20 protein-coding genes are annotated in these 24,512 nt (G+C 55.5%); 11 read left to right on the top strand and 9 right to left on the bottom strand.

From position 1 onward, the window contains the following. Nucleotides 1-92 precede the first annotated feature (92 nt). Nucleotides 93-710, top strand: coding sequence for an outer membrane lipoprotein chaperone LolA (gene lolA, locus CGZ77_RS03560; RefSeq protein WP_009427224.1), 618 nt, complete (start codon nt 93-95; stop codon nt 708-710). Between the two features lie 588 nt (nt 711-1,298). Here the strand turns inward: lolA and bamC are convergent. The 4 genes from bamC to CGZ77_RS03540 all read right to left on the bottom strand — a co-directional run bounded on the left by bamC (nt 1,299) and on the right by CGZ77_RS03540 (nt 7,109). Then, nucleotides 1,299-2,420: an outer membrane protein assembly factor BamC gene (gene bamC / locus CGZ77_RS03555; protein WP_094030946.1), complete on the bottom strand. Its 1,122-nt coding sequence runs from the start codon at nt 2,418-2,420 to the stop codon at nt 1,299-1,301. Between the two features lie 22 nt (nt 2,421-2,442). Then, the gene (gene dapA / locus CGZ77_RS03550; RefSeq protein WP_009425147.1) at nt 2,443-3,318 is read right to left on the bottom strand and encodes a 4-hydroxy-tetrahydrodipicolinate synthase; all 876 of its coding nucleotides are present in this window, start codon (nt 3,316-3,318) and stop codon (nt 2,443-2,445) included. Between the two features lie 262 nt (nt 3,319-3,580). Further along, a complete protein-coding gene (gene rpoH / locus CGZ77_RS03545) occupies nt 3,581-4,444 on the bottom strand; it encodes an RNA polymerase sigma factor RpoH (RefSeq protein WP_009425146.1) in 864 nt (287 codons plus the stop codon). 250 nt (nt 4,445-4,694) lie between these two features. Next, nucleotides 4,695-7,109, bottom strand: a complete 2,415-nt coding sequence (locus CGZ77_RS03540; protein WP_009425145.1) for a penicillin-binding protein 1A — start codon at nt 7,107-7,109, stop codon at nt 4,695-4,697. A gap of 149 nt (nt 7,110-7,258) precedes the next feature. Here CGZ77_RS03540 and pilM point away from each other — a divergent pair, with 149 nt between their 5' ends. The 7 genes from pilM to CGZ77_RS03505 all read left to right on the top strand — a co-directional run bounded on the left by pilM (nt 7,259) and on the right by CGZ77_RS03505 (nt 15,535). Next, complete coding sequence (gene pilM / locus CGZ77_RS03535; RefSeq protein ID WP_094030945.1) at nt 7,259-8,356, top strand: type IV pilus assembly protein PilM; 1,098 nt, start codon at nt 7,259-7,261, stop codon at nt 8,354-8,356. Nucleotides 8,357-8,358: 2 nt separating this feature from the next. Further along, on the top strand, nt 8,359-9,000 hold the full coding sequence (locus CGZ77_RS03530; RefSeq protein WP_009424987.1) for a PilN domain-containing protein: 642 nt from the start codon (nt 8,359-8,361) through the stop codon (nt 8,998-9,000). Beyond that, complete coding sequence (locus CGZ77_RS03525; RefSeq protein ID WP_009424988.1) at nt 9,001-9,630, top strand: type 4a pilus biogenesis protein PilO; 630 nt, start codon at nt 9,001-9,003, stop codon at nt 9,628-9,630. A 15-nt stretch (nt 9,631-9,645) separates the two neighbouring features. Beyond that, nucleotides 9,646-10,161, top strand: a complete 516-nt coding sequence (locus CGZ77_RS03520; protein WP_009424989.1) for a pilus assembly protein PilP — start codon at nt 9,646-9,648, stop codon at nt 10,159-10,161. A 19-nt stretch (nt 10,162-10,180) separates the two neighbouring features. Beyond that, entirely contained in the window at nt 10,181-12,265 is a 2,085-nt protein-coding gene (locus CGZ77_RS03515) for a type IV pilus secretin PilQ (RefSeq protein ID WP_009424990.1), read from the top strand. A gap of 123 nt (nt 12,266-12,388) precedes the next feature. After that, nucleotides 12,389-13,591, top strand: a complete 1,203-nt coding sequence (gene trpB, locus CGZ77_RS03510) for a tryptophan synthase subunit beta (RefSeq protein ID WP_009424991.1) — start codon at nt 12,389-12,391, stop codon at nt 13,589-13,591. 66 nt (nt 13,592-13,657) lie between these two features. Continuing rightward, nucleotides 13,658-15,535: a monovalent cation:proton antiporter-2 (CPA2) family protein gene (locus tag CGZ77_RS03505; RefSeq protein ID WP_009424992.1), complete on the top strand. Its 1,878-nt coding sequence runs from the start codon at nt 13,658-13,660 to the stop codon at nt 15,533-15,535. A 281-nt stretch (nt 15,536-15,816) separates the two neighbouring features. Here CGZ77_RS03505 and CGZ77_RS12620 read toward each other — a convergent pair whose 3' ends face one another. The 3 genes from CGZ77_RS12620 to CGZ77_RS03495 form a co-directional block, all read right to left on the bottom strand. Then, entirely contained in the window at nt 15,817-15,993 is a 177-nt protein-coding gene (locus CGZ77_RS12620) for a surface lipoprotein assembly modifier (protein ID WP_198142874.1), read from the bottom strand. A 71-nt stretch (nt 15,994-16,064) separates the two neighbouring features. Beyond that, nucleotides 16,065-17,222 carry a surface lipoprotein assembly modifier gene (locus CGZ77_RS03500; RefSeq protein WP_009424994.1) on the bottom strand — a complete coding sequence of 386 codons (1,158 nt, stop codon included), beginning with the start codon at nt 17,220-17,222 and terminating at the stop codon, nt 16,065-16,067. 154 nt (nt 17,223-17,376) lie between these two features. Further along, nucleotides 17,377-17,901: a Slam-dependent surface lipoprotein gene (locus tag CGZ77_RS03495; RefSeq protein ID WP_009424995.1), complete on the bottom strand. Its 525-nt coding sequence runs from the start codon at nt 17,899-17,901 to the stop codon at nt 17,377-17,379. 306 nt (nt 17,902-18,207) lie between these two features. Here CGZ77_RS03495 and CGZ77_RS03490 point away from each other — a divergent pair, with 306 nt between their 5' ends. Both CGZ77_RS03490 and CGZ77_RS03485 read left to right on the top strand, forming a co-directional pair. Beyond that, entirely contained in the window at nt 18,208-18,435 is a 228-nt protein-coding gene (locus tag CGZ77_RS03490; RefSeq protein ID WP_009424996.1) for a Plug domain-containing protein, read from the top strand. A 57-nt stretch (nt 18,436-18,492) separates the two neighbouring features. Continuing rightward, nucleotides 18,493-21,270 carry a TonB-dependent receptor domain-containing protein gene (locus CGZ77_RS03485; RefSeq protein ID WP_009424997.1) on the top strand — a complete coding sequence of 926 codons (2,778 nt, stop codon included), beginning with the start codon at nt 18,493-18,495 and terminating at the stop codon, nt 21,268-21,270. A 464-nt stretch (nt 21,271-21,734) separates the two neighbouring features. Here the strand turns inward: CGZ77_RS03485 and CGZ77_RS03480 are convergent, their stop codons facing one another. Together CGZ77_RS03480 and CGZ77_RS03475 are read right to left on the bottom strand one after the other, a co-directional pair. Next, on the bottom strand, nt 21,735-22,457 hold the full coding sequence (locus CGZ77_RS03480) for an SDR family oxidoreductase (protein WP_009424998.1): 723 nt from the start codon (nt 22,455-22,457) through the stop codon (nt 21,735-21,737). Nucleotides 22,458-22,542: 85 nt separating this feature from the next. Next, on the bottom strand, nt 22,543-23,691 hold the full coding sequence (locus CGZ77_RS03475) for a polyamine ABC transporter substrate-binding protein (RefSeq protein ID WP_094030944.1): 1,149 nt from the start codon (nt 23,689-23,691) through the stop codon (nt 22,543-22,545). 268 nt (nt 23,692-23,959) lie between these two features. Between CGZ77_RS03475 and CGZ77_RS03470 the strand changes: the two genes are divergently transcribed. Then, nucleotides 23,960-24,472 (top strand): RNA pyrophosphohydrolase, encoded by a 513-nt coding sequence (locus CGZ77_RS03470; protein ID WP_036495433.1) that lies wholly within the window; start codon nt 23,960-23,962, stop codon nt 24,470-24,472. Nucleotides 24,473-24,512: the final 40 nt, after the last annotated feature.

The following is a 24,512-nucleotide window of genomic DNA, read 5'->3' as shown; positions in this document are numbered from 1 at the left end:
CTTTACACAAATTAAACGCCGCGCGCGGCACTTGCCTGCACACAGGCAGCCTTTATACTGCCGCCTGTTGCAACCCACCGTAAGGACACCGCATGAAACGCACCACATGGCTCAAAACCGCCGCCGCCGCCCTCGCCTGCGCCGCAGGTTTCGCACAGGCAGGCGCCGTCGACGCCTTGCAAAAATTCAACAGCGACGCCGACGGCCTCAGCGGCACGTTCAGCCAAACCGTGAAAAGCAAAAAGAAAACGCAAACATCCGGCGGCACCTTCCAAATCCTCCGCCCCGGTCTCTTCAAATGGGAATACGCCAAACCCTACAAACAAATCATCGTTGGCGACGGCACGCACATCTGGCTTTACGACGCCGATTTGAAACAGGTCACCAAATCCGACCAGGCGCAGGCCATCGGCGACAGCCCCGCCGCCATCCTGTCCGACAAAACCGCGCTGGCCGCCAGCTACAGCCTGAAAGAAGACGGCTCGGCCGAAGGCATAGACTACGTTTTGGCCATGCCGAAGAAAAACAACGCCGGCTACCGCTTCATCCGCATCGGCTTCAAAGGCGACACCCTGGCGGCGATGGAGCTGCAAGACGGCTTCGGTAACCACACCGCCATCCGCTTCTCCGCCGTCGACACCCATCCCAAACTCTCGCGCGGCGCATTCAAGTTCACACCGCCCAAAGGCGTGGACGTGTTGAGCCAGTAAACCAGACAATCACAGGCTGTTCCGTTTTTTGGCGGGCAGCCTTTTTATCGGAGGCCGTCTGAAAATCTCAAACAGGTTTTCAGACGGCCTCAGACAGGGCAGGCCGTCTGAAAGCGTGGTTTGCTGTCTTTGCAGGTTTTAAGAATCCGCCCGACTGCCGCCATTCCCTCTTGGACGGAAGTTTTGGCGCATTTTGTTTGTCCGACCGTTTCCGCACGCCGAAAAGATTCCCGCCTGCGCGGGAATGACGGCGGCACTTGGTTTTCAGACGGCCTTAGAGGGTTTTGCAAAGATTTAGGTTTGTGTGTGCGGTTACAGATATAGTGAGCCAAAATAAAAAATATACGGCGTTGCTGCGCCTTGCCGTATTATAGTGAGTCAAAATAAAAAAGATACAAGGCAGCAAGCCGAAGACAGTACAGGTAGTACGGCAAGGCGCAGCAACGCCGTATATTTTTTATTTTGGCTCACTATACCCATACTGTCTGCGTCTTGCTGCCTTGTATCTTTTCTATTTTGGCTCACTATAAAAAGGCCGTCTGAAAACCTTTTCGGGGTTTTCAGACGGCCTTTTGTGAGAACGTGCAATCAGCGCAGTTCGGTGTGCAGGCGTGCGAGCCAGGCGGTGGCTTCCGAGCCTGTGTAGCGGCTGCCGTCTTTGTTGAGGATTTGCAGGCGCGCGCCGTTGGCGGCGGGTTCGACGAAGACGATCAGTTCGGGAAGCTGTTGGGCTTCGGGGGCTTTTTTGCCGAACAGGCGGCCGATGAGGCCGGGTTTTTTCGTGCTGACCGAGGCGCTTTCGTTTTGTGCGGGCTGCACGAGGAAGGCGTGTTTTTCGGTGTTTTGGCCGATAACGGTCAGGCCGATGCGGTCGAGGGCGAGGGCGGTGCGGCGCCAGTTTCGCTGGTAGTCGCCCGACAGGAGGAGGCTGCCGTTTTCGAGTTTGGCAAGACCGGCCGCGCTGCCGCTGTCGGCGGTTTGCTGGAGCTGGTTTTGGATTTGCTGCTCGTCGGCGCCGAGGTATTGCATGAAGCGGGCGAGGAAGGCGGCTTCGAGGTTGGGGTCGTTGGCGCGGGGCTGCCACATGGTGGTTTCTTTTTTGCGGTCGGCGTAGGTTTCGCTCATGCCTTTGTGGGCAAAGAAGATGTCGGTGGCGCCGTTGCGGCCTTTTTCGACGCGGATGATGAATTTGTCGCGTTCGCTGGTGGAGTAGATGCCGCCGAGGCCGATTTTTTCGAGGATGCTGCGCAGGCCGCCGCCGGCGAGTTTGGCGCGGTTTTCCGCCCAGTCGGTTTCCATTTGGCCGATGGAGGGTTCTTCGGAGGCGATGGTAAAGCCGCTTTCCTGCCAGAAGGCTTTGAGCAGCGGCCAGAGTTCGGCGGGCTGTTTGCCGGAGACGGTGAGCCAGCGCTGGCTGCCGTCGCGTTCCATTTTGACGCCTTTGACGCTGCCGAGAACAGTTTGTCCGGCGGCGTTTTGTTTGGCGGCGCTGCTGAGGTTGAAGTCGCTGGCGCGCACTGCTCCTGCTCCCGCGGGCAGTTGGTAGAGGTTGCCCTGGTTGGGGTTGGTCAGGTCGGGCGGGACTTCGAGGCTGACGATTTTGCGGTTTTCCGACTGGTAGTCGAGCTTGGGTTGTTCTTTTTTGCTGCCGGAGCAGGCCGAGAGGCCGATGAGGGCGATGGCGAGTGTGGCGGGTTTGATGGGATTCATACAGACTCCGTGTGGGATGAAATCAAATCAGTCCGGCGGTTTGCAGTGCGGCGCGCACTTTGTTTTGGCCGTCGGGCGTGAGGGGGATGATGGGCAGGCGGACGTGTTCGGTGCAGACGCCCAATTGCGCGGCCGCCCATTTGGGTGCGGCGGGGCTGGGTTCGCAGAACATGACGTCGTAAACGGGGATGAGTTGTCCGTTGAGGCGGCGTGCTTCTGCGATGTTGCCCGCGAGTGCGGCGCGGCACATGTCGGCGAAGAGTTTGGGGGCAACGTTGGCGGCGACTGTGATGACGCCGTGGCCTCCGCAGAGCAGGAAGGGCAGGGCGGTGGGGTCGTCGCCGGAGTAGACGGCGAAGCCTTCGGGGGCGCGGTTGATGAGGTCGATTTCGCGGGCAAGGGCGCCGCTGGCTTCTTTGACGCCGGTGATGTTGGGGATTTCGGCAAGGCGCAGGATGGTGTCGTTGTCCATGTTGACGACGGTGCGGCCGGGTACGTTGTAGATGATCATGGGGATGTCTACGGTTTCGGCGATGGTTTTGAAGTGGCGGTAGATGCCTTCCTGCGAGGGTTTGTTGTAGTAGGGGACGACGGAGAGTGTGGCGTCGGCGCCTGCTTTTTTGGCGGCTTGGGAGAGTTCGACGGCTTCGATGGTGTTGTTGGCGCCTGTGCCGGCGATGACGGGGATGCGTTTGGCACTATGCTTGACGGCTGTTTCGATGACGAGGGTTTGTTCGGGGATGGAGAGGGTGGCGGATTCGCCGGTGGTGCCGGCGATGACGAGGGCGTCGGTGCCGTTGGCGATGTGCCAGTCGATCAGTTTTTCGAGTTGGGGGAGATCGACGCTGCCGTCTTCGCGCATGGGGGTAACTAGTGCGACCAAGCTGCCTGTCAGCATAGTGAAAGCCTTTGTAGGTGGTTGGAAAAAACGCGCGGATTGTAGCGTAAGTACGGCGCGCTGTGCAAAAGGCCGTCTGAAACGGGGCGCGGTGTTGTGCGGGGCGGCGGCCTTGGGTTTGCGGTGTGTTTCGAGGCCGTCTGAAACGGGTATGGCGCTTGTTTTTCAGACGGCCTTTTGTCCTGTGTTTGCCGGTTTGAGGCCGTCTGAAAAAGAGGGATGTTGGGACGGGGTTTTGTGGTTTCAGACGGCCTTTGGCGGATTATTGTTCGGCTTCTTCGGCGAGAAAGCCGCGCAGTTTCTGCATGGCTTTGGCTTCGATTTGGCGGATGCGTTCGGCGGAGACGCCGTATTCGGCGGCAAGCTGGTGGAGGGTGAGGCCGCCGTCGTCTTGCAGCCAGCGGGTTTCGACGATGCGCCTGCTGCGGTCGTCGAGTTTGGCGAGGGCGTTTTGCAGGCCTTCGGTTTGCAGGGCGTAGTGGGCTTTTTGTTCGATTTGGCGGGTAGGCTCGGTGTCGTGGTCGGCCAGCCAGTCGATGGGGGCGAAGCTGTCTTCGTCGTCGCTGTTGTCGGCGAGGAGGGCGACGTCTTTGCCGGTCATGCGCTGTTCCATTTCCATGACTTCGGACAGTTTGACGCCGAGGTCGTCGGCGATGGCCTGGGCTTCTTTCGGTGACAGGGCGGACAGGGATTTGCGCATGGAGCGCAGGTTGAAGAAGAGTTTGCGCTGGGGTTTTGTGGTGGCGACGCGCACGAGCCGCCAGTTGCGCAGAATGAATTCGTGGATTTCGGCTTTGATCCAGTGGACGGCAAAGGAGAAGAGGCGGGCGCCGCGGTCGGGTTCGTAGCGTTTGACGGCTTTCATCAGGCCGATGTTGCCTTCTTGGATGAGGTCGGCCTGGTTGAGGCCGTAGCCGTCGTAGCCGCGGGCGATGGAGACGACGACGCGCAGGTGGGACAGGATGAGCTGTTTGGCGGCTTCGACGTCGCCGCTTATTTTGCGTTCGGCGAGGTTGTGTTCTTCTTCGGGGGTGAGCATGGGGATGCTGTTGACGGTGTGGATGTATTGTTCCAAGCTGCCGTGTCCGCTGGGGACGGGGAGGGTGGTGGTTTGACCTGTGGCCATTGGTGTTTCCTCAAATCGGATGGTGTTTCTGCCGGGACGGCTGCCCCGAAAGACGCGTAGTTTACGCTATTTTTATGCTAAAAAACGCATGGCGGCGGTTAAGACGCTTTTTATTTCTTTTATCAGGCGGTTTCGGGGTGGCGTTTCAGGCGGCCTTTGCGGTTTCAGACGGCCTGCGGGTTGCGGCCGTCTGAAAATAGGAAACGGCAGTCCTGCGGGACTGCCGTTTTGCCGTTGGATTGGCGGCCGTTTAGAAGAGGTCGTCCAAGTCGGTGTTGTTGACGGGTCTGCGGTTGCTCGGTTTGATTTCCTGTTCGTCTTGGTTGACGTTGGTCGGCCTGAGTTCGCGTTCGGTTGCCGCGCCGCTGTCGGTGTCGGGATCGGCGGGTTTGCCGATGGTGCCGTCCGAATCGGATCGGCTGCTGCTGTTGTCGATGCGCAGCAAGGGGTCGGTGGTTTGGCGCTCTTTATAGAAGTATTCGCCGCCACGCAACACCATGCCGCCCGGCACTTTCATGCCTGTGCTTGGTTTGCCTTTGAGGGCGTGGCGCATGTATTCGACCCACACGGGCAGGGCGATGGTGCCGCCGTAGCCCGCGCGTCCCATGCTGCGCGGTTTGTCGAAACCGATGTAGACGGCGGTGACGATGTCGGGGTTGAAGCCGACGAACCAGGCGTCTTTGTTGTCGTTGGTGGTGCCGGTTTTGCCGGCGATGTCGGAGCGGCCGAGGGCGAGCGCGCCGCGTGCCGTGCCGTATTTGACGACGTCCTGCATCATTTTGTACATGATGTAGGCGTTGCGCGGGTCGATGACCTGCGGTGCGTTTTCTCCGGCGACGAGGGGCTGCATCTGCGCTTTCAGATGGTCTTGCGAGTCGTAGATTTTGTCGATGACGTAGGCGGACACTTTGTAGCCGCCGTTGGCAAATACGGCGTAGCCTTCGGCCATTTGCAGAGGTGTGCTCGATCCTGCGCCCAGTGCCATGGAGAGGTTGGCCGGGTGGTTTTTGGGTTTGAAGCCGAATTTTTGGATGTACTGCTGGGTGTAGTTGACGCCGGTAGCCATCAGGATGCGGATGGAGACCATGTTTTTCGAGCGGGTCAGCGCGTGGCGCAGGGTGATGGGGCCGTCGTAACGGCCGTCTGAATTTTTCGGTGTCCACGGGCGTCCGCCGCGTCCCGCGCCGGGGATGGAGATGGGTTCGTCGTTAATCAGGGTGGCGGCGGTCATGCCTTTGGCCAGCCCTGCGGAATAGATGAAGGGTTTGAATGATGAGCCGGGTTGGCGCATGGCCTGGGTGGCGCGGTTGAAGTTTTTGCTGTGGAAGTTGTAGCCGCCGACCAGTGCGCGCACGGCACCGGTGCGGGCGTCTAGTGCGACGAGTGCGCCTTGCAGCGCCGGTTCTTGGGCGATGCGCCAGCCGCTGCCTTTGACTTTTTGTACGCGGATGACCGCTCCCGGGCGGATTTGCGCTTCTTCAAGTTTGGCGTTGAGAACGGCATTACGCGCTCCGCCCATTTGCGCGGGTGTCAGCTGGATGCGTTCGCCGGTGGTGATTTGGGCGGTGATGCCTTTGCTTTTTGATGCGGTGATGACGACGGCAGGTTCCAATCCGTCTACCGCATGCATGGTGGACAGGTATTTGCCGACGATTTCTTCGGTGTCTTCGTCGGTGTCTTTGCTTAATTCCAAATAGCCTTCCGCACCGCGGTAGGCGCTGCCGCGGTCGAATCCTCGCAGGGTTTTGCGCAGGGCGTTGGTGGCGACGCGCTGGCTGTCGGTATCGACGGTGGTGTAGACCTTGAAGCCTTGCGTGTAGGCGTCTTCACCGTATTTTTCATACAGTTCCTGACGCGCCATTTCTGCAACATATAAGGAGGTCTGGTCGATGTCTTGCACATGGTGTTCGTAATGGAGCTCTTCGTTGAATGCGGCGTTTTTTTGCTCGGGTGTAATCATGCCCAGTTCGACCATGTTGTTCAGAATATATTCCTGACGCTGTTTGGCACGTTTGGGGTTGACCAAAGGATTGGCAGCCGAAGGGAATTTGGGCAGGCCGGCCAGCATGGAGGCTTCCGCCAAAGTCAGCTCCTGAACTGGTTTGTTGAAATAGACTTGCGAAGCGGCTGCAAAACCGTAGGCACGCTGCCCGAGATAGATTTGGTTGAAGTACAGCTCCAAAATCTGGTCTTTGGTTAAGGATTGTTCGATTTTGTAGGCCAGCAGGGCTTCGTTGAATTTCCGTGTCAGCGTTCTTTCGTTGGTGAGGTAGAAATTGCGCGCTACCTGCTGGGTAATCGTGCTGGCGCCGGACTGTACGCCGCCTGAAGTGAGGTTGCCGATGATGGCGCGTCCGACACCGATGACATCTACGCCCCAGTGGTCGTAGAAGCGTTTGTCTTCCGCTGCAATAACCGCGTTTTTCAATACCTGGGGGAAGTCTTTGATTTCGGTAAAGGCGCGCCGTTCCTCACCATAGGAACCGATAAGTTTGCCGTCTGAAGAGTAAATCATCAAAGGCATTCTCGGTTGGTAGTTTTGCACGGCATCTAATGAGGGAAGTTTTGGATAGGTTGTCAGAACGGCGATGGCCAACAGTCCGACTGCAAACAGAGCCAGCCCGATGAACAGGCCGATTAGGGTAGTGAAAATTTTTTTAATCATGACTAAGTAATATTTACCCCAAAGGGTATTAAATAAAGTAAAATGGTCTTAACGTTTAAACAGGACGGTAATTTTGTTGCCGCTCCTTCTTATCAACCGCTTACGGAAGCCGATATTGTAACCAATATTATTTGGCAGGGAAATGAGTTATGCGTTTAACAAAAAATCAAAAAAATACAAAAGGTAAAGCTTCTTCCAGCTTTTCCTCGCGTGCGTCGGTGGGGATTGATATTGCCCAGGATGCTGTAAAAATCGTTCAGTTGTCCGGGCGTAATTTGAATCAGGTTCAGTTGGATAATTACTCTATCGTCCGGCTGCCGAAGAATATCATCAAGGGTGCAATCGTTCAGGATTACGACCAACTTGTAGCGTACTTGCAACATGCATATACGCAGCTGGGAGGTAACAGCCGTAATATCATCGGAGCTATTCCTCAGTCGCTGGCTAATATAGAGACCGTTACTTATAACGAAAAAGATGCCGATATGGATTTGGCGGATTTTGTTGAGTTTGAAGTTTCCCAGCAGATGCCCTTGGACGAGGTCAATTATGATTATCGGGTTGTTCATGAGGGCTCGGGTGCTGTAGGCAAGAAAGTATTGGTGGTTGCGGCGCGAAAAGAAGATTTGGAGCCCAGGCTTGAGGTGTTTGATAGTGCCGGTTTGAGTTTGCAATCGTTAGATATTGATGTGCTTGCTCAGGCTAATGCTTTTAATTATTGGATGGATAAGCAAAATCCTGAGTTTTTGTCTGATAAGGTCATGGTTGTTCATATTTCAGAAAATGAAATGTCTTCCTTGGTGTTGCAAAACGGTCAAATCCTGTATCGGCAAGAATCCTCTTTGGGCGGTGAGCAGCTTTGTCAGTTAATCCAGCGGACTTATCAGGTGAGCGATGAGCAGGCTAAAGTTATGCGTAAGAGTGAAAATAAGCCTGCTGATTATCAGATTCAGGTGGCTGATCGTTTCAATGCTCAAATTGCTCAGGAAGTCCAACGTGTTTTGCAGTTTTACTACACCACTCAGTCGGGTGAGCAGTTTGCCAACGTAAGGAATATATTCCTTACCGGATCAGCTTCTACGCAGGCTAATTTGGCAGAAACAATTTTTTCTCAAACAAATACATCGGCTGAATGTGTCGATCTGACAACTTCTGTTTCAATTGGGATGAGGGCGGATGCTTCTGAAATGCAGCAAGTTGGTTCGGAATTGGCAATAGCATTTGGTTTGGCATTAAGGGGATTGTAATTATGGCAGATTTAATTAAAATTAATTTGCTTCCCTATAGGGAAGAATTAAGCCAAAAGGAAAAGCAGAAGTTTAAAGTCATGATGATGACTGCCGGCTTAATCGGGATTGGTTTGGCAGGATTGGCTTTTGTAGGTCTAAATCAGGCTATTTCTTCGCAAGAAGCTAGAAACACATTCTTGGAGCAGGAAATACAAAAAACTGATGAAGCTATTAAAGAAATAGCAAGTCTTGAGGCTGAGAAAGCAGATTTCTTAGCTAAGAAGCAGAAGGTTGAAGAGCTCCAGAATAAAAGATTTGAGGGTGCTCGCATTATAGATACGTTGAATCAACTACTTCCAGAGGGAGCCTATGTTCTTTCTATAGCTTCTCAAGACGGTGATTCTTATGACATTACTGGTAAAGCATCCAGTGATAACCGTATTGCTATGTTTATGAGGGCATTGCCGACAACAGGGATATTCAATCAACCCGAACTTCTTGGAATTGAGAAGACGGATAATGGTCAGAAATTTGTTGTTAAAACAGTTTTGAATCCGTCTGCTGCGCCATTAGGTGATTCGGCAAAGCAATCTGAAAATGAACAGGCAGCATCTTCTGCTTCAGATGTAAGTCAAAATAGTGCAAGTGCTACGGAGAAGTAAATGGCTAAGAACAACCAAAAAATCGATTTGCAAAATTTACATGAGTTGAATTTTGTATTCAAGATTTGCATCGCTGCTGCTTTGGTTGCGGTGATACTCGTGATTGGATATTTTGTAGTTTTCCAAGACCAGTTGGCTGAACTAGATTCGGCTAAAGCAAAAGAAGAGGAGTTGAAACAATCGTATCAGGAAAAAAGTGTAAAAGCGGCAAATTTAGAGAATTTAAAATCGGAATTGGCTGCGTTGCACACGTCTTTTAACCAGTTATTGCAACAATTGCCCACGGATAAAGAAATACCTAATTTGATTCAAGAATTGAATCAGGCGGCTTCAACAAATAATTTGCAGCTTGGTGCGCTTTCTCCACTTGATCCTGTAAATGATGGTGCTATTCAAAGATTACCCTATAAACTTTTAATAAGCGGCCAATATGATCAAATTTCGAAATTTGCTAGAGATGTTGGCGGGTTGTCCCGAATTATTACACTGAGTCAGCTGAATATGACGAAAGACGACAAAACGGGACAAATTACTCTTAATGCCATTGCAAATACTTATAAGGCACGTCCTGCGGCAGAACTGGCAGCAGAACAGGCTCAGGCAGCTTCTGATGCTTCGGCAGGTAACTAAATGGGATTATAGATAATGAAGAAAATAATTTTGCTATCCGCTCTTTTGTGTTTATCTGCATGTGATGATGAACCCGAGGATCTTCGTGTTTGGGTTGACACTACTAAAAAGGAAGCACAAAAAAATGTGAAGCCGGTGGAAATTCCGACAGGTGTTCCCGCATTAACTTATACTCCCGCTATTCAGCCTGTTTTGGACGCGTTTAATAGCAAACGATTGAATACCAATCAAAAGGGTGTAAATGCTCCGGATTTAAACCGGCCTAAGGAAGTATTGGAGGCGTTTAATCTGGACAGTATTAAATATGTAGGCTCTTTTAAGAAAGCCGGAACTACTTCTGCTTTTGTAGAGGTTGAAGGGCATGTTTATACAGTTGTTCAAGGTAATTATATTGGCCAGAATTATGGTAAGGTAACCAAGATTCAGGATGATGCAATCCTGATTACCGAATTGGTTGAAGACGCAAACGGCAGTTGGACCTTCCGTCCTGCAGAGTTAGTTTTAAGTAGTTCTGAAAAAACAGGAAATTAAATTTTAAGGGGTATTGGTAATGAATAAAGTTAAAACCATCAACAGTATATTTGCAATATTGGGATTGTCATTTATCGGTCATTCGGTGTATGCGGGAAACATAACCAACATCAATGTTTCCTCTATGCCGAATAATCAAAAAATTATTAAAATTAAATTTGATAAGGATGCGGTTTTACCCGTTGCGTCCCCAAGTGTTTCGCCTACACAGTTTGTTCTTAATTTTCCTACTACAGGTGTTGGCTTGTCTCAACCTGTTTTGGAATATGAAGATTCCCTATTAAATCGGGTGATGGCTGCTCAGCAGGCGGACGGACAGGCTAAAGTTGTTGTCGGTTTGAACAAAAACGGACGTTATACAACTGAAGTGAAAGGTAATGAAGTTTGGATTCGGATTAACGAATCTGTAGGTGTTCAAGCAAATGTCAAAGCCGGCCAGCAACAGGTTGCAAACTCCGCTTCGACTGTTGATTTTAGAAAATCCGGTAAATCCGAAGGTATTGTCGATATTTCTGTTCCCGGTTTTCAGGGGCAGCCTGACATTAAGCAAAACAGCAGCAGCATTACAATTACTTTAAAAAACCATCCTTTGCCGACTCAAGCCCAACGCAATTTGGATGTAAGCGATTTTGGTACGCCCGTCCGTAATGTGGTCATGAAAAGAATTGGTAATGACACGCAGGTTGTCATTAAAAACCAAGGAAATTGGTCGTATAACCACAAGGCGGCCGGAGGACGAATTTCAGTAGAAATTTCTCCTAAAACTTCTGTTGAAGTAAACGGTTTGCAATCCAATAAGTCGAAATCTTTTAGAGGCAATCGGGTTTCCTTCGATTTCCAAGATGTAGATGTGCGTACCATCTTGCAGATTTTGGCGAAAGAGTCAGGCATGAATATCGTTGCCAGCGATAGTGTCACCGGTAAGATGACTCTTACTTTGAAAGATGTGCCTTGGGATCAAGCTCTTGATTTGGTGATGCAGGCTCGCGGTTTGGATATGCGTCGTTCGGGCAATATCATCAATGTTGCACCAAGATCTGAGCTGTTGGCTAGAGATAAGGAAATACTGACTCAGCAGCGCGAAATTGATGAATTGGGTCCGCTGTATTCTCGTACATTCCAATTGAAATACAAAAATGTGGAAGAGTTCCGCAAGATTTTGAAATTGGATGACAGTAGCAGTTCTTCCGACAATAGTAAGACTATTTTGAGCAATAGAGGTAGCGCGTTAATTGATCCTGCTACCAATACTTTGATTATCACGGATAATTCTTCTGTTTTGCAAAAATTTGAGAAATTGATTGCAGAATTGGACGTGCCTGCACGTCAAGTAATGGTAGAAGCTAGGATTGTTGAGGCTTCCGACGGTTTTTCCCGTGAACTGGGTGTGAAATTCGGTTATGCCGGCTCTAACGGAAAAAACAGCTGGGGCAGCAACTGGGCAAATGCACAAGCTAATAACAATACTTACGGTAACGCGCTTCAGAACAATACCAATAGAACTTGGACGCTGGATCCGAATGTGAATTTACCGACAAGTGCTGCGACATCCAGCCTGGCTTTGGTGCATGCCCTTTCTTCAGGCGCGTTGGCATTAGAGCTGTCCGCACAGCAAGCCCAACAAAAGGCTAAAATTATTTCTTCGCCGCGGGTGTTAACCCAAGACCGCAAAGAGGCCGTTATTGAGTCCGGTACGGAAGTTCCTTATCAGGAAGCTTCTTCCAGTGGCGCAACTTCAACCTCCTTCAAAAAAGCAGTTTTGGGAATGACGGTTACTCCGCAGATTACACCTGACGGTCAGATTATTATGGACATTAAGGTAAACAAAGACTCTGTTAACCGTAACTGTGGTGCTTCCGAGCCCTGTATCGATACCAAGCGCTTGGATACCAGAGCCATGGTGGAAGACGGCGGCACTCTGATTTTGGGTGGCATTTATGAAGAAGAAAACTCTGAAGGTGTCAGCAAAGTTCCGTTGTTGGGTGATGTGCCTGTGTTGGGTAACCTGTTCAAACACCGCTCCCGCAACAACAGCAAAAAAGAGCTGCTGATCTTTATCACTCCGCGCATTGTCGATAATCTCGGCAGTACGCTGCGTTACTGATAGCTTGGTTTAAAAATGGTCTAAGGTTGGTTTATTCAGCCTTAGACCATTAATTTGCCTGTTTTAAAATCAGTTTTGTAAAATTCAATACGATTTGAATTTGATGTGTGTATAGAGGAAATTATGAAAAACTACCAAGCGCCCGACGAGCAGGGCTTTTTCGGCAAACACGGCGGGCTGTATGTGGCCGAAACCCTGATTCCCGCCCTGAAAGAGCTGGCCGAAGCTTATGAAGAAGCGAAAAACGACCCCGCGTTTTGGGAAGAATTCCGCCGCGACTTGAAACACTACGTTGGCCGCCCCAGCCCCGTTTACCATGCCGAACGCCTGTCGGCGCATTTGGGCGGCGCGCAGATTTGGTTGAAACGCGAAGATTTGAACCACACCGGCGCGCACAAAGTGAACAACACCATCGGCCAGGCGCTGCTGGCCAAGCGCATGGGCAAAAAGCGCGTGATTGCCGAAACCGGCGCGGGCCAGCACGGCGTGGCATCGGCCACCGTGGCCGCGCGTTTCGGCATGACTTGCGACGTATACATGGGCGCAGACGACATCCAACGCCAAATGCCCAACGTGTTCCGCATGAAGCTTTTGGGTGCGAACGTCATCGGCGTGGAAAGCGGCAGCCGCACGCTTAAAGACGCGATGAACGAAGCGATGCGCGAATGGGTCGCCCGCGTGGACGATACGTTTTACATCATCGGTACGGCCGCCGGCCCTGCGCCGTATCCCGAAATGGTGCGCGATTTCCAATGCGTAATCGGCAACGAGGCCAAAGAGCAGATGCTCGAAGCCGTCGGCCGCCAGCCTGATGTGGCCGTGGCCTGCGTGGGCGGCGGCTCCAACGCTATCGGCCTGTTTTACCCGTATATCGGCGAAGAGGGCGTGCGCCTTGTAGGCGTGGAAGCAGGCGGTTTGGGCGTGGAAACGAAAGACCACGCCGCGCCGATTACCAGCAAAGCCCCCATCGGCGTGTTGCACGGTTTCCGCAGCTATCTGATGCAGGACGAACACGGCCAGGTACTCGGTACGCACTCGGTATCCGCCGGTTTGGACTACCCCGGCATCGGCCCCGAACACAGCCACCTCGCCGACATCGGCCGCGTCGAATACACCGCCGCCAACGACGATGCCGCGCTGGAGGCCTTCGATTTGCTCTGCCGTTTTGAGGGCATCATTCCCGCGCTCGAATCCAGCCACGCGCTGGCTTGGGCGGTGGCCAACGCGCCGAAAATGGGTAAAGACCAAGTGATACTGGTGAACCTCTCTGGTCGCGGCGACAAAGACATCAACACCGTTGCCAAACTCAAAGGCATCGAACTTTGATTTTTCAGACGGCCTCCTCCGACGGAGGCCGTCTGAAAACCTCTTTATCGGAAGACAAAACAGACCATGACTGAAATATTGTTGTACACCTTCATCTATATGGCGTTTGCCGTCGGCGCGGTATTGATTTCGCAAAAACTAGGGCTGGGATCGGTATTGGGGTATCTGATGGCCGGCATCCTCATCGGCCCGGTATTGGGCTTCGTCGGCAAAGAAGCCGAATCCATCCAGCACGTTGCCGAGTTCGGCGTTGTCATGATGCTGTTTCTCGTCGGTTTGGAACTCGCGCCGCAGATGCTTTGGCGGCTGCGGCACAAGCTTTTGGGATTGGGCGGCCTGCAAGTCGGGCTGACGCTGGCCGCAGTGGCCGCCATCGCGGTTGCGCTCGGGCAGACCTGGCAGGTAGGCATCGCCATCGGCTGTATACTGGCTTTGTCGTCCACCGCCATCGTCCTGCAAACCTTCAACGAAAAAAAACTGCTGCCGACAGCGGGCGGGCAGGCCGGTTTTGCCGTCCTTTTATTCCAAGACGTAGCGGCCATTCCCATGCTGGCGCTGCTGCCCCTGCTGGGTGTTGCAGTCGTCAAGGGCGGCGACGGACACGAACAGGCCAACATCATGGCCGGACAACCCGGCTGGGTAACGGCGCTGGTCAGCGTGGCCGCCATCGCCGTCATCGTTATCGGCATGCGCTACCTCGTGCCTGCTACCTTCCGCTTCATCAGCAAAACCCGCCTGCGGGAAATGTTCACCCTGTTCACCCTGGCCGTCGTCGTCGGCATCGCCACCCTGATGTCCCTGATCGGCCTCTCGCCCGCCTTGGGCGCATTCATCGCCGGCGTCGCCCTCGCCAACAGCTCCTACCGCCACGAAATGGAAAGCCATCTCGAACCCTTCAAAGGGCTGCTGCTCGGTCTGTTTTTCATCACCGTCGGCGCAGGCATGAACTTCGGCCTGCTGGGGCGCGAATTTTTACTGGTACTCGGCCTGACCGCAGGCACCATGCTGCTTAAAGCCGCGGTGCTGTTTATCTTGGGCAAACTCTTCCGCCTGCCTGCCGCCGCAGGCAAACTGTTCGCCATCAGCCTCGCGCAGGCGGGAGAATTCGGCTTCGTGCTGCTCTCCATCTCTCAACAAAGCAGAGTGCTGCCGCAGGCTCTGGCCGACCGCATCTCTCTGGTGGTTGCCCTATCCATGCTGCTCACCCCGCTGCTCTTTATCTTCTACGACAAAGTCATCGCCCCGCGCGCGATAGCGGCGGAAAACGAAAGCCGTCCGAACGACGAAGTGCACGAAGAAAACCCCATCATCCTGCTCGGACACGGCCGCTTCGGCCAACAGATCAACAGCATGCTCACCAGCTGCGGCTTCCACACCACCGTGATCGACCATCACGCCGAAACCGTTGAAGGCCTCACCAAATACGGCAGCAAAACCTACTACGGTGATGCCACCAGCCCCGAGCTGCTCAACTCCATCGGACTGGGCAAGGCCAAGCTGCTCATTATTGCCATCGGCGACGACCAGCAATCGACCGAAGTCGTCGAATTTGTCCGCCGCCACTACCCCGACCTCACCATCATCGCCCGCGCCCACGGCCGCCAGCATGCCTACAACCTGCACCACGCCGGCGCCGACTTCATCGTGCGCGAAACCTTCGACGCCGCCATCCGCAGCGGCCGCATCGCCCTCGAAAGCCTCGGCGTATCGCAGGAGCGGGCAAAAGAACTGAGCGACTTCTACGCCGCCCGCGACCGCTACCACCTGTTCACCCTGTCCGAACTGTACGACCCCGAAGTCCCGCCGTTCGCCAACGAACCCTTGCTGGAAAAATCGAGAAAGCTTGACGCGGAAACCGCCGGCATGATGCAGATACTGCTCAGCGGCGGCGAAGTCGAATGGCAGCGCGAAGCTGCCGACTGGGCGCACACCAAGAAAAACTGAACACCCCACGGATTGTGTCATAAAGGCTACGGCCGTCTGAATCTGAAAGAGGCCGTCTGAAAGCAACTTTAAAGGCTTTCAGACGGCCTCTTTCTAATAAGGCAAACCGTTTGCGGATAATGCGAGGTCTGTTGAACGGATACTCGTATCCTGACATTTTCAGGCCGTTCCCGCGTAGGCAGGAACGGCCTCGGCTCGGTCTTAAATCCAAAAGGCCGTCTGAAAGCTCTTGCATCTGCTTTCAGACGGCCTCCGCATTCGGCCGTTTTATCCCGCAACTTCTAAAAAAAGCGCTCGAAGCGGATGCCCGCTTCGTTTTTACGGTAGCCCGCCAGCCAGCCGGCATTGTCGTGCACGCGCGTGTGCTTGAAATGGAAAACGGGTGAGAAGCCCGCCGTTTTCAGGCGCGGGATTTTCAGGGTGGCGGAATATGCCTGCTCCCGATCGCTGCGGCGCACCTGTATCCAGGCGTTGAAACCGTCGTGGCGGCGGAAACGCAGCGAGGCCTGGAGGCGCAGCAGGGCGGTGTCTATTGCGCACCCGCTTGGAAACCGTGCAGCAGATAAGACGAGGCGCGCTGCTGCGTTTTGCGTTTTTGCACATTGGCGCTGCCGTAAAACAGCCAGTTGTGCGACGGGGCGTGCAGCAGGGAGGCGTGGAAGGCCGAGAGGCAGCCGTTGTTGCTGCGGTAGTCGTCGGCGTAGCGCATTTCGCGGTGTTCCGCTTCCCAATTGAACGCCGTGGTGTCGGAAAAATCGTGCTGCCATTCGCCGCGCAACCCCGCGCTGCGGTAGAGCAGGCGGCTGTCCGCGCGCGCCCATTCGGCCGCGGGGGCGAGCGACCAGGTGTTTTGGGCCGACGAAAAACGGTAGCCCGCCGATACGGCCAGCGTGTCTTCGCTGTTGTCGGGAAAATCCTGATAACGCGTGCCGTAGAGCGCGGCGCGGGCAAACAGGCCGTGATGGCCGGAGAGGGGGCGGTGTTTTTCCGCCGATGCTTCGTAGGTGTAGCCGTGCGCCCGTTCGGGTGGGGGCGTTTTGGCGCAGGTGAAACCGTAGGGGTCGAAGCAGTAAAGGCGGCCGGTGGTTTCGCCGATATTGCTGTTGTAAACCGCGCCGACGGCCAGCGAGCCGTGCCATTTGCCGCGCATTTGTGCGGCGCGGCGGTAGGCGTCGGCGTTGCGGTTCACCGCTTCGGGCAGCTCCTCCCGCTGCAGGAGGGCAAACTGTGCCTGCGCTTCTTTGGTTTGCCGGTTGTCGAACAGCGTGCGCGCGTAGTCCAGCCGCGCCCGCGTGAAATCGGGGCGGCGTTCGAGCAGCGCTTTGTAAGCCGCCAGCGCCTGAGCGTAATCCCCGTTCAGACGGCTGATGCTGGCCTCGGCGAAGTCCGCCAGATCGGCGTCGTAACCGGGCAGCGCACGGTATTGCGCCAGAAGGCGCGCGGTTTCCCGCGCGTCGCCGCGGTTGACCGCACCCAAAATACCCAGCGGCAGGTTTTGCGCCGTATTGTCTGCCGTTTGAGCGGACGCGGTTTCGCCGCCTTCCTCCAGCGTCTTTTCCTCCTGCTGGCGCAGCGCTTCGCGGTTTTCAAAACGCAGGCGCCTCAGTTGGGCATCGTTGTCTTCATCGGCTGCGGCTGCGGGCAGACAGCACAACAGGAGCAGTAGGGCGGTATAAGGCTTGTACATAGGACTTTCCGACCCGGTGTCTGAGATACGGCTGGGTTTCAGACGGCCTTTGGGGTCGGGAGGCCGTCTGAAAGCAGGCGGAGATTCTGCGGAAACTGCCCGCCCTCTGCGGGAAGAAGCCGAAAAGGGCGGACAGTTTCAGAGTGCTGCGGTTTTAGGGTTGTTTCGTGCCGCCGAAGGCGGTATCCAAATCGCGGCGGCTGCCGAAGGTGGCGATGCCGGCCAGAGCAGAAGCACCGTTGCCGAAGAATTGGCCGGCAGAAATGCCCTGAACGACTTTTTCTCCTGCCAGTTTGCCCCTGGCGTTTGCATTTCCTTCAAAAGAGGCGTTATCCCGATTCATAAGGGCGGTTATTTTGACGCTGAGGCCTTTGTTTGCGATGGTGCCGTAAATCATATCCAAGCCGAAATCGGCATTCAGGACACCTGTCAGCATATTGTCGCCGCTGTAATTGTTCATGCCGCGCACATGGTATTTGACCGTGCCCAATTCGGGCAGGTTGCTTGCCCGCTCTTGGCCGACATAAAACACATTGTGGCTGCCGTCTTTGGCCGTGCCCGTATGCGACCACTCGCCGAAGTAGACGTCGCTGTTGCCTGCTTTGGCCATTTTCAGCAGTCCGCCCGTTTCTTTATGGTCGCTCGGCTCTTTTTTGTCGTGTGCCTGTCCAAACTTCACTACGCCGTTTGCATCGGTTTTGTAGGTTCTAGCCAGCAGATAATAAAGATTCTCAACATTTGTTGCGAAACTGCTTTTCGGAATTTACAATAAATTACAAATTGCAGTCGGGCGTCTTTGGCAGCCCGTCCGCGCGTTCCGACAATCAATGGAGAAAGAAATGAACAGATTCCGTTTGAAACCCGCAGCGGCGGCAGTGTTTCTGGCGCTGCTGGCCGCTGCCGCCCATGCGGCCGAGGCCGTTCCCGAGCAGATTGGCGAAGCCGACAATCTCGAAACCGTCACCGTCAAGGCGCAAAACACGGTGTGCGCGACAAGGCGGGTAAAGACCGCGTATACGACAACGATATGTTCACCGTCTATTCCGGCAAAGAAGACATCGAACGCTTCAAAGGCGCGGCGCCAGCCGATATTTTCAAAGGGCTGGTCGGCGTGCAGAGCGGTGACGCCCGCAACAGCGGCGCGTTAGACCCGAACATACGCGGTATTCAGGGGCAAGGCCGCGTCCCCGTGACGATTGACGGCACCGAGTAGGCGATTACCGTCTGGCGCGGCTACAACGGCGCCAACAACCGCAACTATATCGCCCCGATGCTGATCGGCGGCATGACGGTGGAAAAAGGGCCGGCGCTGACGCGCGATGTAGCCAATTCGGTGGGCGGCGGTGTGGCGGTTACCACGCTGGAAATCGACGATGTCGTGCAGGAGGGGCGTAATTTCGGCGTTGACGTGAAAGTGGAAGCCAGCACCAATGCCGTACGCCCGCGCTGGCCGAGCATGCAGCAGGGAATCAAAGCACGCTCCGATCACTACACGGAAGAAGACATCGATTTCAACTATTTTATCGACTCCGACCTGATGCGCCATGCCAAAAAGGGCGGGCGCTACGCATTGGGGCGCGATCAGGCCGCCCGCATCGCCCTAGGCGCGCGCCGGGGCGATTTTGATTTTTTGGCAGCCTATGCCTGGCGGCACAAGGGCAACCACTATGCGGGCAGAAACGGCAGCAAATACTATAAAACCGATCCGAATACGCCGCTCGAAGCGGTCGGATACACCCGCTATCTCGCCCATCTTTATTATCCCGGCGCGGAAGTGCCCAATACTTCCAGCGATATGAAATCGCTGCTGCTCAAAGCCACATGGCGGCCGATCCCCTATCAGCGCCTGCAGCTGGGCTGGCGCGACACCCGCGCCGAATACGGCGAAATCATGCCTTCGCGCTTGGGTGAGGGACGCTACAGATTGAAAGATGTGGAGCAGGAAGGACGCTTTAACGACGGCAGCGCCTATTCCCGCTTTCTGAAAAAATACGCTGTCGGCACGGTGGCGCAGTGGCCTTCGAGCAGGGTGCACACGCAGGCGGCCAATCTCGATTACAAATGGAATCCGCCCGGCCGCTATGTGGATTTTCATGCCAATCTGTGGGCCACGCGCAACGATTTGAACACCCATACCAGCGGCGGCCTTCCGCGCGAGCCTTATTCTGTCTATGACGACAAACCGGAACTCAAATACTGGAACGACATCCTGCACAACACCTCGCTCACCCATTCCGACGACAGGCGTTGGGGCATCAACACCAGCAACAAATTCAAGCTGCACGACAAGCTGGATTTAACCCTGTCGGGCAGCTACCAGCGAGAAACGTTCAAATCCAAAGACAATTGGTGGCTCGATCCCAGGGAAACAGCATCTCCTTCTGTCTTCCGCGCCAAGGGGCGAGAAGGCTGGCACAGGCAGTGGGACACCTCTTTCCGCTTCGACTGGCGGCCTGCCGACTGGCTGAGCATCAGCGCCGGCGCGCGTAAAAACGGCTATTCCGCCTTCGACAGCAGGCTGGCGCGCGGGCGGGCGGAGAAAGACTATACATACAGAGCCAAAGGCCGTGAGTACCGTTACATCAATTGGAAAATCCGCGTGCCGGAAGATTTGAAGCGGGCATGGGAGCAGTACGAACCACAGCTGCGGAAGATTAAAGCCGAGGAAGCCGAGAGGATTGATTCGATATGGAAGCAGAATGCACAAGAGAAGCGAGACATGATAGACAGCATGTGCTCGGGCCAGAGCGGCAGTGCGTTTCAGGCATGCTCCGATGAGGTAAAAGATTCCGACGAATATAGTAGGTTAACGCTGGTGTCGGGGCTCAGAATCCGGCAGTTGAGGAAGAAACTGCTGCCGCGCTATCAGGCCATCGCCGAGCCTTATGAAAAATTTATCGACAGCCATCCGACATACAGCAAATGGCGGCGTAACGGCAATTTCAACCATGGCGGTCTGATCGGCGGCATATCCAAAGACGGCATATACCAAGGCGGCGAGATCCAGGGCGGCAATCCCAGGGAAAACCACGGAGAAAGCTATATTTGGCGTGCCCGTGACGACAATAAGCTGCACAAGGACGACAGCCCGGCCATTAACGGCACGGTGGCGGCGGAAAACGGCCACGATGTCAAAGTGGGCGCCCCCGGCACGGAGGATATCGCCGATCCGTTTCCGAAAGTGGAGAAAAAAGGCGGCGTCAGCAGCTGGCAGCCGGTATTGGCCGTTACCCTGCGCCCGACGGAAAACAGCCGCCTCTATGCCCGCTATGCCCGCACCACCCGCTTTCCCAGCATCTTCGAGGCTACCGTCGGCTTTTCCGGGATGAGCCGCACCTTTTACAAGGTCGTCCCCGAGCGCGCCACCAATGTCGAGTTCGGCTACACCCATGATTTGAGTACGCTATTCAAGGCCGAGCAGGCCGACATCAAGCTGGCCTACTACCGCACCACCGTCAAGGACGTGATCGACCGCACGCTGGAATTCAACTTCCGCAATATCGAAGCGCAGAAAACCGCCGGCATCGAGTTGCAAAGCCGCTACGACAACGGCCGCTTCTTTGCCGACTTCTCCGCCACCTACAACCTGAAAAACGAAGTGTGCGACGAGAGCAGCGCCATTTTCCTCGATCCCGTAGGACGCATCCCCACCTGCCTGAAAGACGGGCCGCCCGCCAGCTACCTGCACAATATGACGCCGCCCAAATACTCGCTCAACCTCACCCTGGGCGCGCGTTTCCTCAACCGCAGGCTGGAAGTCGGCAGCCGCATCCTGCACCATGCCGGACTGCGCAACCACGACCGCGAGAACTACGGCGATCTTCTGCCGCAGGTAAACCGTTCGGGCAACGATATGTTCAACGTGCCGATCTACTGGGGCAGAGTCACCACCATGGACGCCTGGGTGAACTATAAGTTCCGCAAAGACCTGAATGTCGAGTTTGTCGTCACCAACCTGACCGACCAATACTATCTCGACCCGCTCACCTGCACCAACAACCCGGCCCCCGGCCGCACCTTCCGCATCGGCGTGAGCAAGAAGTTCTGACGCATCGGGCAGACGCAGAACAAACGTAGGAGGCGCCGCCGCAAAGCGGCGCATGCGTTCTGCAATACCTGCCGTCCCTCCAAAGGCCGTCTGAAAGCCCCAATCCGCTTTTCAGACGGCCTTTTCCTTGCCCATGCATTTCCCTGCCAATCTCCAAACCTCGTGCATTGCGGCGCAAGCCCCCACCCTAACCCTCCCCCGCGGGCGGGAGAGGGAACTCTGTTGTCCCGATAGGTTTCAGAAACGTCATTCCCGCGAGGGCGGGAAAGGCTTCCAATCGGCCCGGAGCCCGAGAGGCCGTCTGAAAATCTTATCCGCTTTTCAGACGTCCTTTTTCTTGCCCGCACGTTTTCCCGCAAGCCCCAAAACCGCGTGCATTGTGGTGCAATACACCCATCTATGCGGCAAAGGCCGTCTGAAACCTTTGTTTCGGTTTCAGACGGCCTTTTTCTTCTTCTGGCGCTTTACAGGAAAACCGTTTCGCCGCTGCGGCCGCGGCTTTCGCTGCCCAGCCAGTAGACGAAGGCGGGCATGATTTCGGCGAGGTCGCGGCGTTCGCTTTTGGCTTCGCCGGGGTGGGTTTTTTCCCGCTGCGGGGAGTTGACTGCGCCGGGAATCAGGATGTTGGCGCGCAGGTTGGGGAAGCGGCTCCATTCGTCGGCGATGCTGAGGGCGAGGTAGTTGAGGGCGGCTTTCGATGCGCCGAAGCCGCCCCAGTAGGCTTGGGGGGTTTCGCTGTGGCTTTCGCTGACGAAGACGACGGAGGCGTCTTCCGACTGCATCAGCAGGGGGGTGAAGGCGCGGGTGAGTCCCATGGGGGCGACGGTGTTGATGCGGTATTGTTTGACCCAGTCGGCGACGGTTTGGAAGTCGAGCGGGGAGAGGGCGGTGAAGCAGCTGGCGCTGTGGACGATGCCGTCGAGCCTGCCGCCCGTGGCTTCGGCGATGGTGGCGGCCAGTTGGGCGAATTCGTTTTCTTCGGCGGTGAGCAGGTCGAAGCAGACGGCAAAGGGTTCGGGCGAGCCGGCGGCAACGATTTCGTCGTAAACCTTTTCCATGCGTTTCTGCCGCCGCGCGACGAGGACGACGGTGGCGCCTTCGGCAGCGCAGTGTTTGGCGGCGGCGGCGCCTATGCCTTGCGAGGCGCCGGTAATCAGGATGGTTTTTCCGTTGAGTTTGCCTGTCATGGTTGCTCTCCGTGGTCGGGTTGGCGGGCGGCCGCTTCGTTTGGGCGGGCGGCGTTTTGAAGGGTTTCAGACGGCCTTTTGTGGTTTACCGGCCGGCTTTGAGTGTCTGCCACAGCCGTGTTTGCAGTTTGACGGTTTCGCGCGATTTGGGCAGGACGATGAAGCTGCGGGTAAGGGTTTCTTTGTCGGGGAAGACGGAAGGTTCGTTGGCGTATTTTTCGTCCATCAGGCCGCGCGCGGCTTGGGCGGCGGGGGCGTAGGTGACGAAGTTGCCGTTTTTGGCCGCCACTTCGGGGTTGAGGGTGTGGTTGATGTATTTGTGGGCGTTGGCGGCGTTGGGGGCGCCCATCGGAATCATGAAGGAGTCGACCCACAGGCCGAAGCCGCTTTTGGGGGCGAGGACGCGCAGTTTGATGCCGTTGCCCGCTTCTTCGGCGCGGTTTTTGGCGATGTTGAGGTCGCCGCCGTAGCCGACGGCGACGCAGAGGTTGCCGCTGGCCATGTCGTCGATGTAGCCGGAGGAGGTGAAGCGTTTGATGTCGCCGCGCACACGCTGCATCAGGCGGTTGGCTTCTTCGAGGTCGGCGGGGTTTTCGCTGTTGGGGTTTTTGCCGAGGTAGTTGAGGGCGAGCGGGTATTGTTCGGTGGGGCTGTCGAAGTAGCTGATGCCGCAGTGTTTGAGCTTGGCGGTGTATTCGGGGTTGAAGACCAGATCCCATTCGTTTTCGGGGAGTTGGTCGGTGCCGAGGGCTTCTTTGACTTTGTCGGTGTTGACGGCGAGGGTGTTGATGCCCCAGAAGTAGGGAACGGCGTATTTGTTGCCGGGATCGACCTGCTGCATTTGTTCGAGCAGGGCGGGGTCGATGTTGGCGTAGTTGGGTATCAGGCTTTTGTCGATTTCCTGATAGGCGCCGGCCTGTATCTGGCGTCCGGCGTTGGAGATGGAGGGGGCGACGAGGTCGTAGCCGGAATGACCGGTGAGCAGCTTGGCTTCGAGGGCTTCGTTGCTGTCGTAGAAATCGTAGCGCACGCGGATTTTTTCCGCTTTTTCAAAGGCGGCGACGGTGTCGGGATCGACGTAGTCCGACCAGTTGAAGATGTTGAGTTTGCCGGTGGCGGGCAGAGCGGCCGTGTCTCCGTCCGCCGCGCCCGCACTATCGGACGGGCTGTTGTCCGCGCCGCCGCAGGCTGCTAGCAGCAGGACGGTTGCGGACAGTAAAAGGGTTTTTTTCATTGTGTTTCCTCTTGTTCGGTAGGGTTGCGCGCGAGTGGCCGCGTGCCGCGCATTAAACGGCAAAACACCAGGCGGCGCAAGCGCTTGATGGGGTTTTGCCAACATTTTTTAACAAATGTTGCAGGCGGCGGAAAATGCGCGTACAGGCCGTCTGAAAACGGGTTTTTCATGCGGGAAAACGCAGGCCGCAGGCCGCCGCGCTTGCTTTTCAGACGGCCTTGAATATGGGAAAATCGCGCGCTTTGAAATTCAGCGCAGGGGCGGAATTATGTTGGACAGGGAAGGCTACCGTCCGAACGTCGGAATCATTTTGGTGAACGGGCACAACCGCGTGTTTTGGGGCAAGCGCGTGCGCGAGCATTCCTGGCAGTTTCCGCAGGGCGGCATCAAGCCCGGCGAAAGCCCCGAAACGGCGATGTACCGCGAGCTGATGGAGGAAGTCGGCCTGCTGCCGCACCATGTGAAAATCCTCGGCCGCACGCGCGACTGGCTGCGTTATGAAGTGCCGAACAACTGGGTGCGCCGCGAATGGCGCGGTTCGTATAAGGGGCAGAAGCAGATTTGGTATCTGCTGCGGCTGACCGGCCGCGAAAGCGACGTGCACCTGCGCGCCACCAGCCATCCCGAGTTCGACGGCTGGCGCTGGCACGATTACTGGGCGCCGATAGACGAGGTGATCGATTTCAAGCGCGGCGTTTACGAGGGTGCCTTGTCGGAGCTGTCGCGCTTTTTGAAAAATTTGGAAACGCGCGAAGAGTTTGCCCGCAGAACGGCGGAATGAAAGCAGAACGGAAGAGGCCGTCTGAAAACCCGTAAAACAG

Origin of the sequence: Neisseria sp. KEM232 (assembly GCF_002237445.1) — a bacterium.
GTDB lineage: Bacteria > Pseudomonadota > Gammaproteobacteria > Burkholderiales > Neisseriaceae > Neisseria.
Note: the sequence above shows the minus strand (reverse complement) of the source record. Positions and strands in the feature narration are given on the sequence as shown.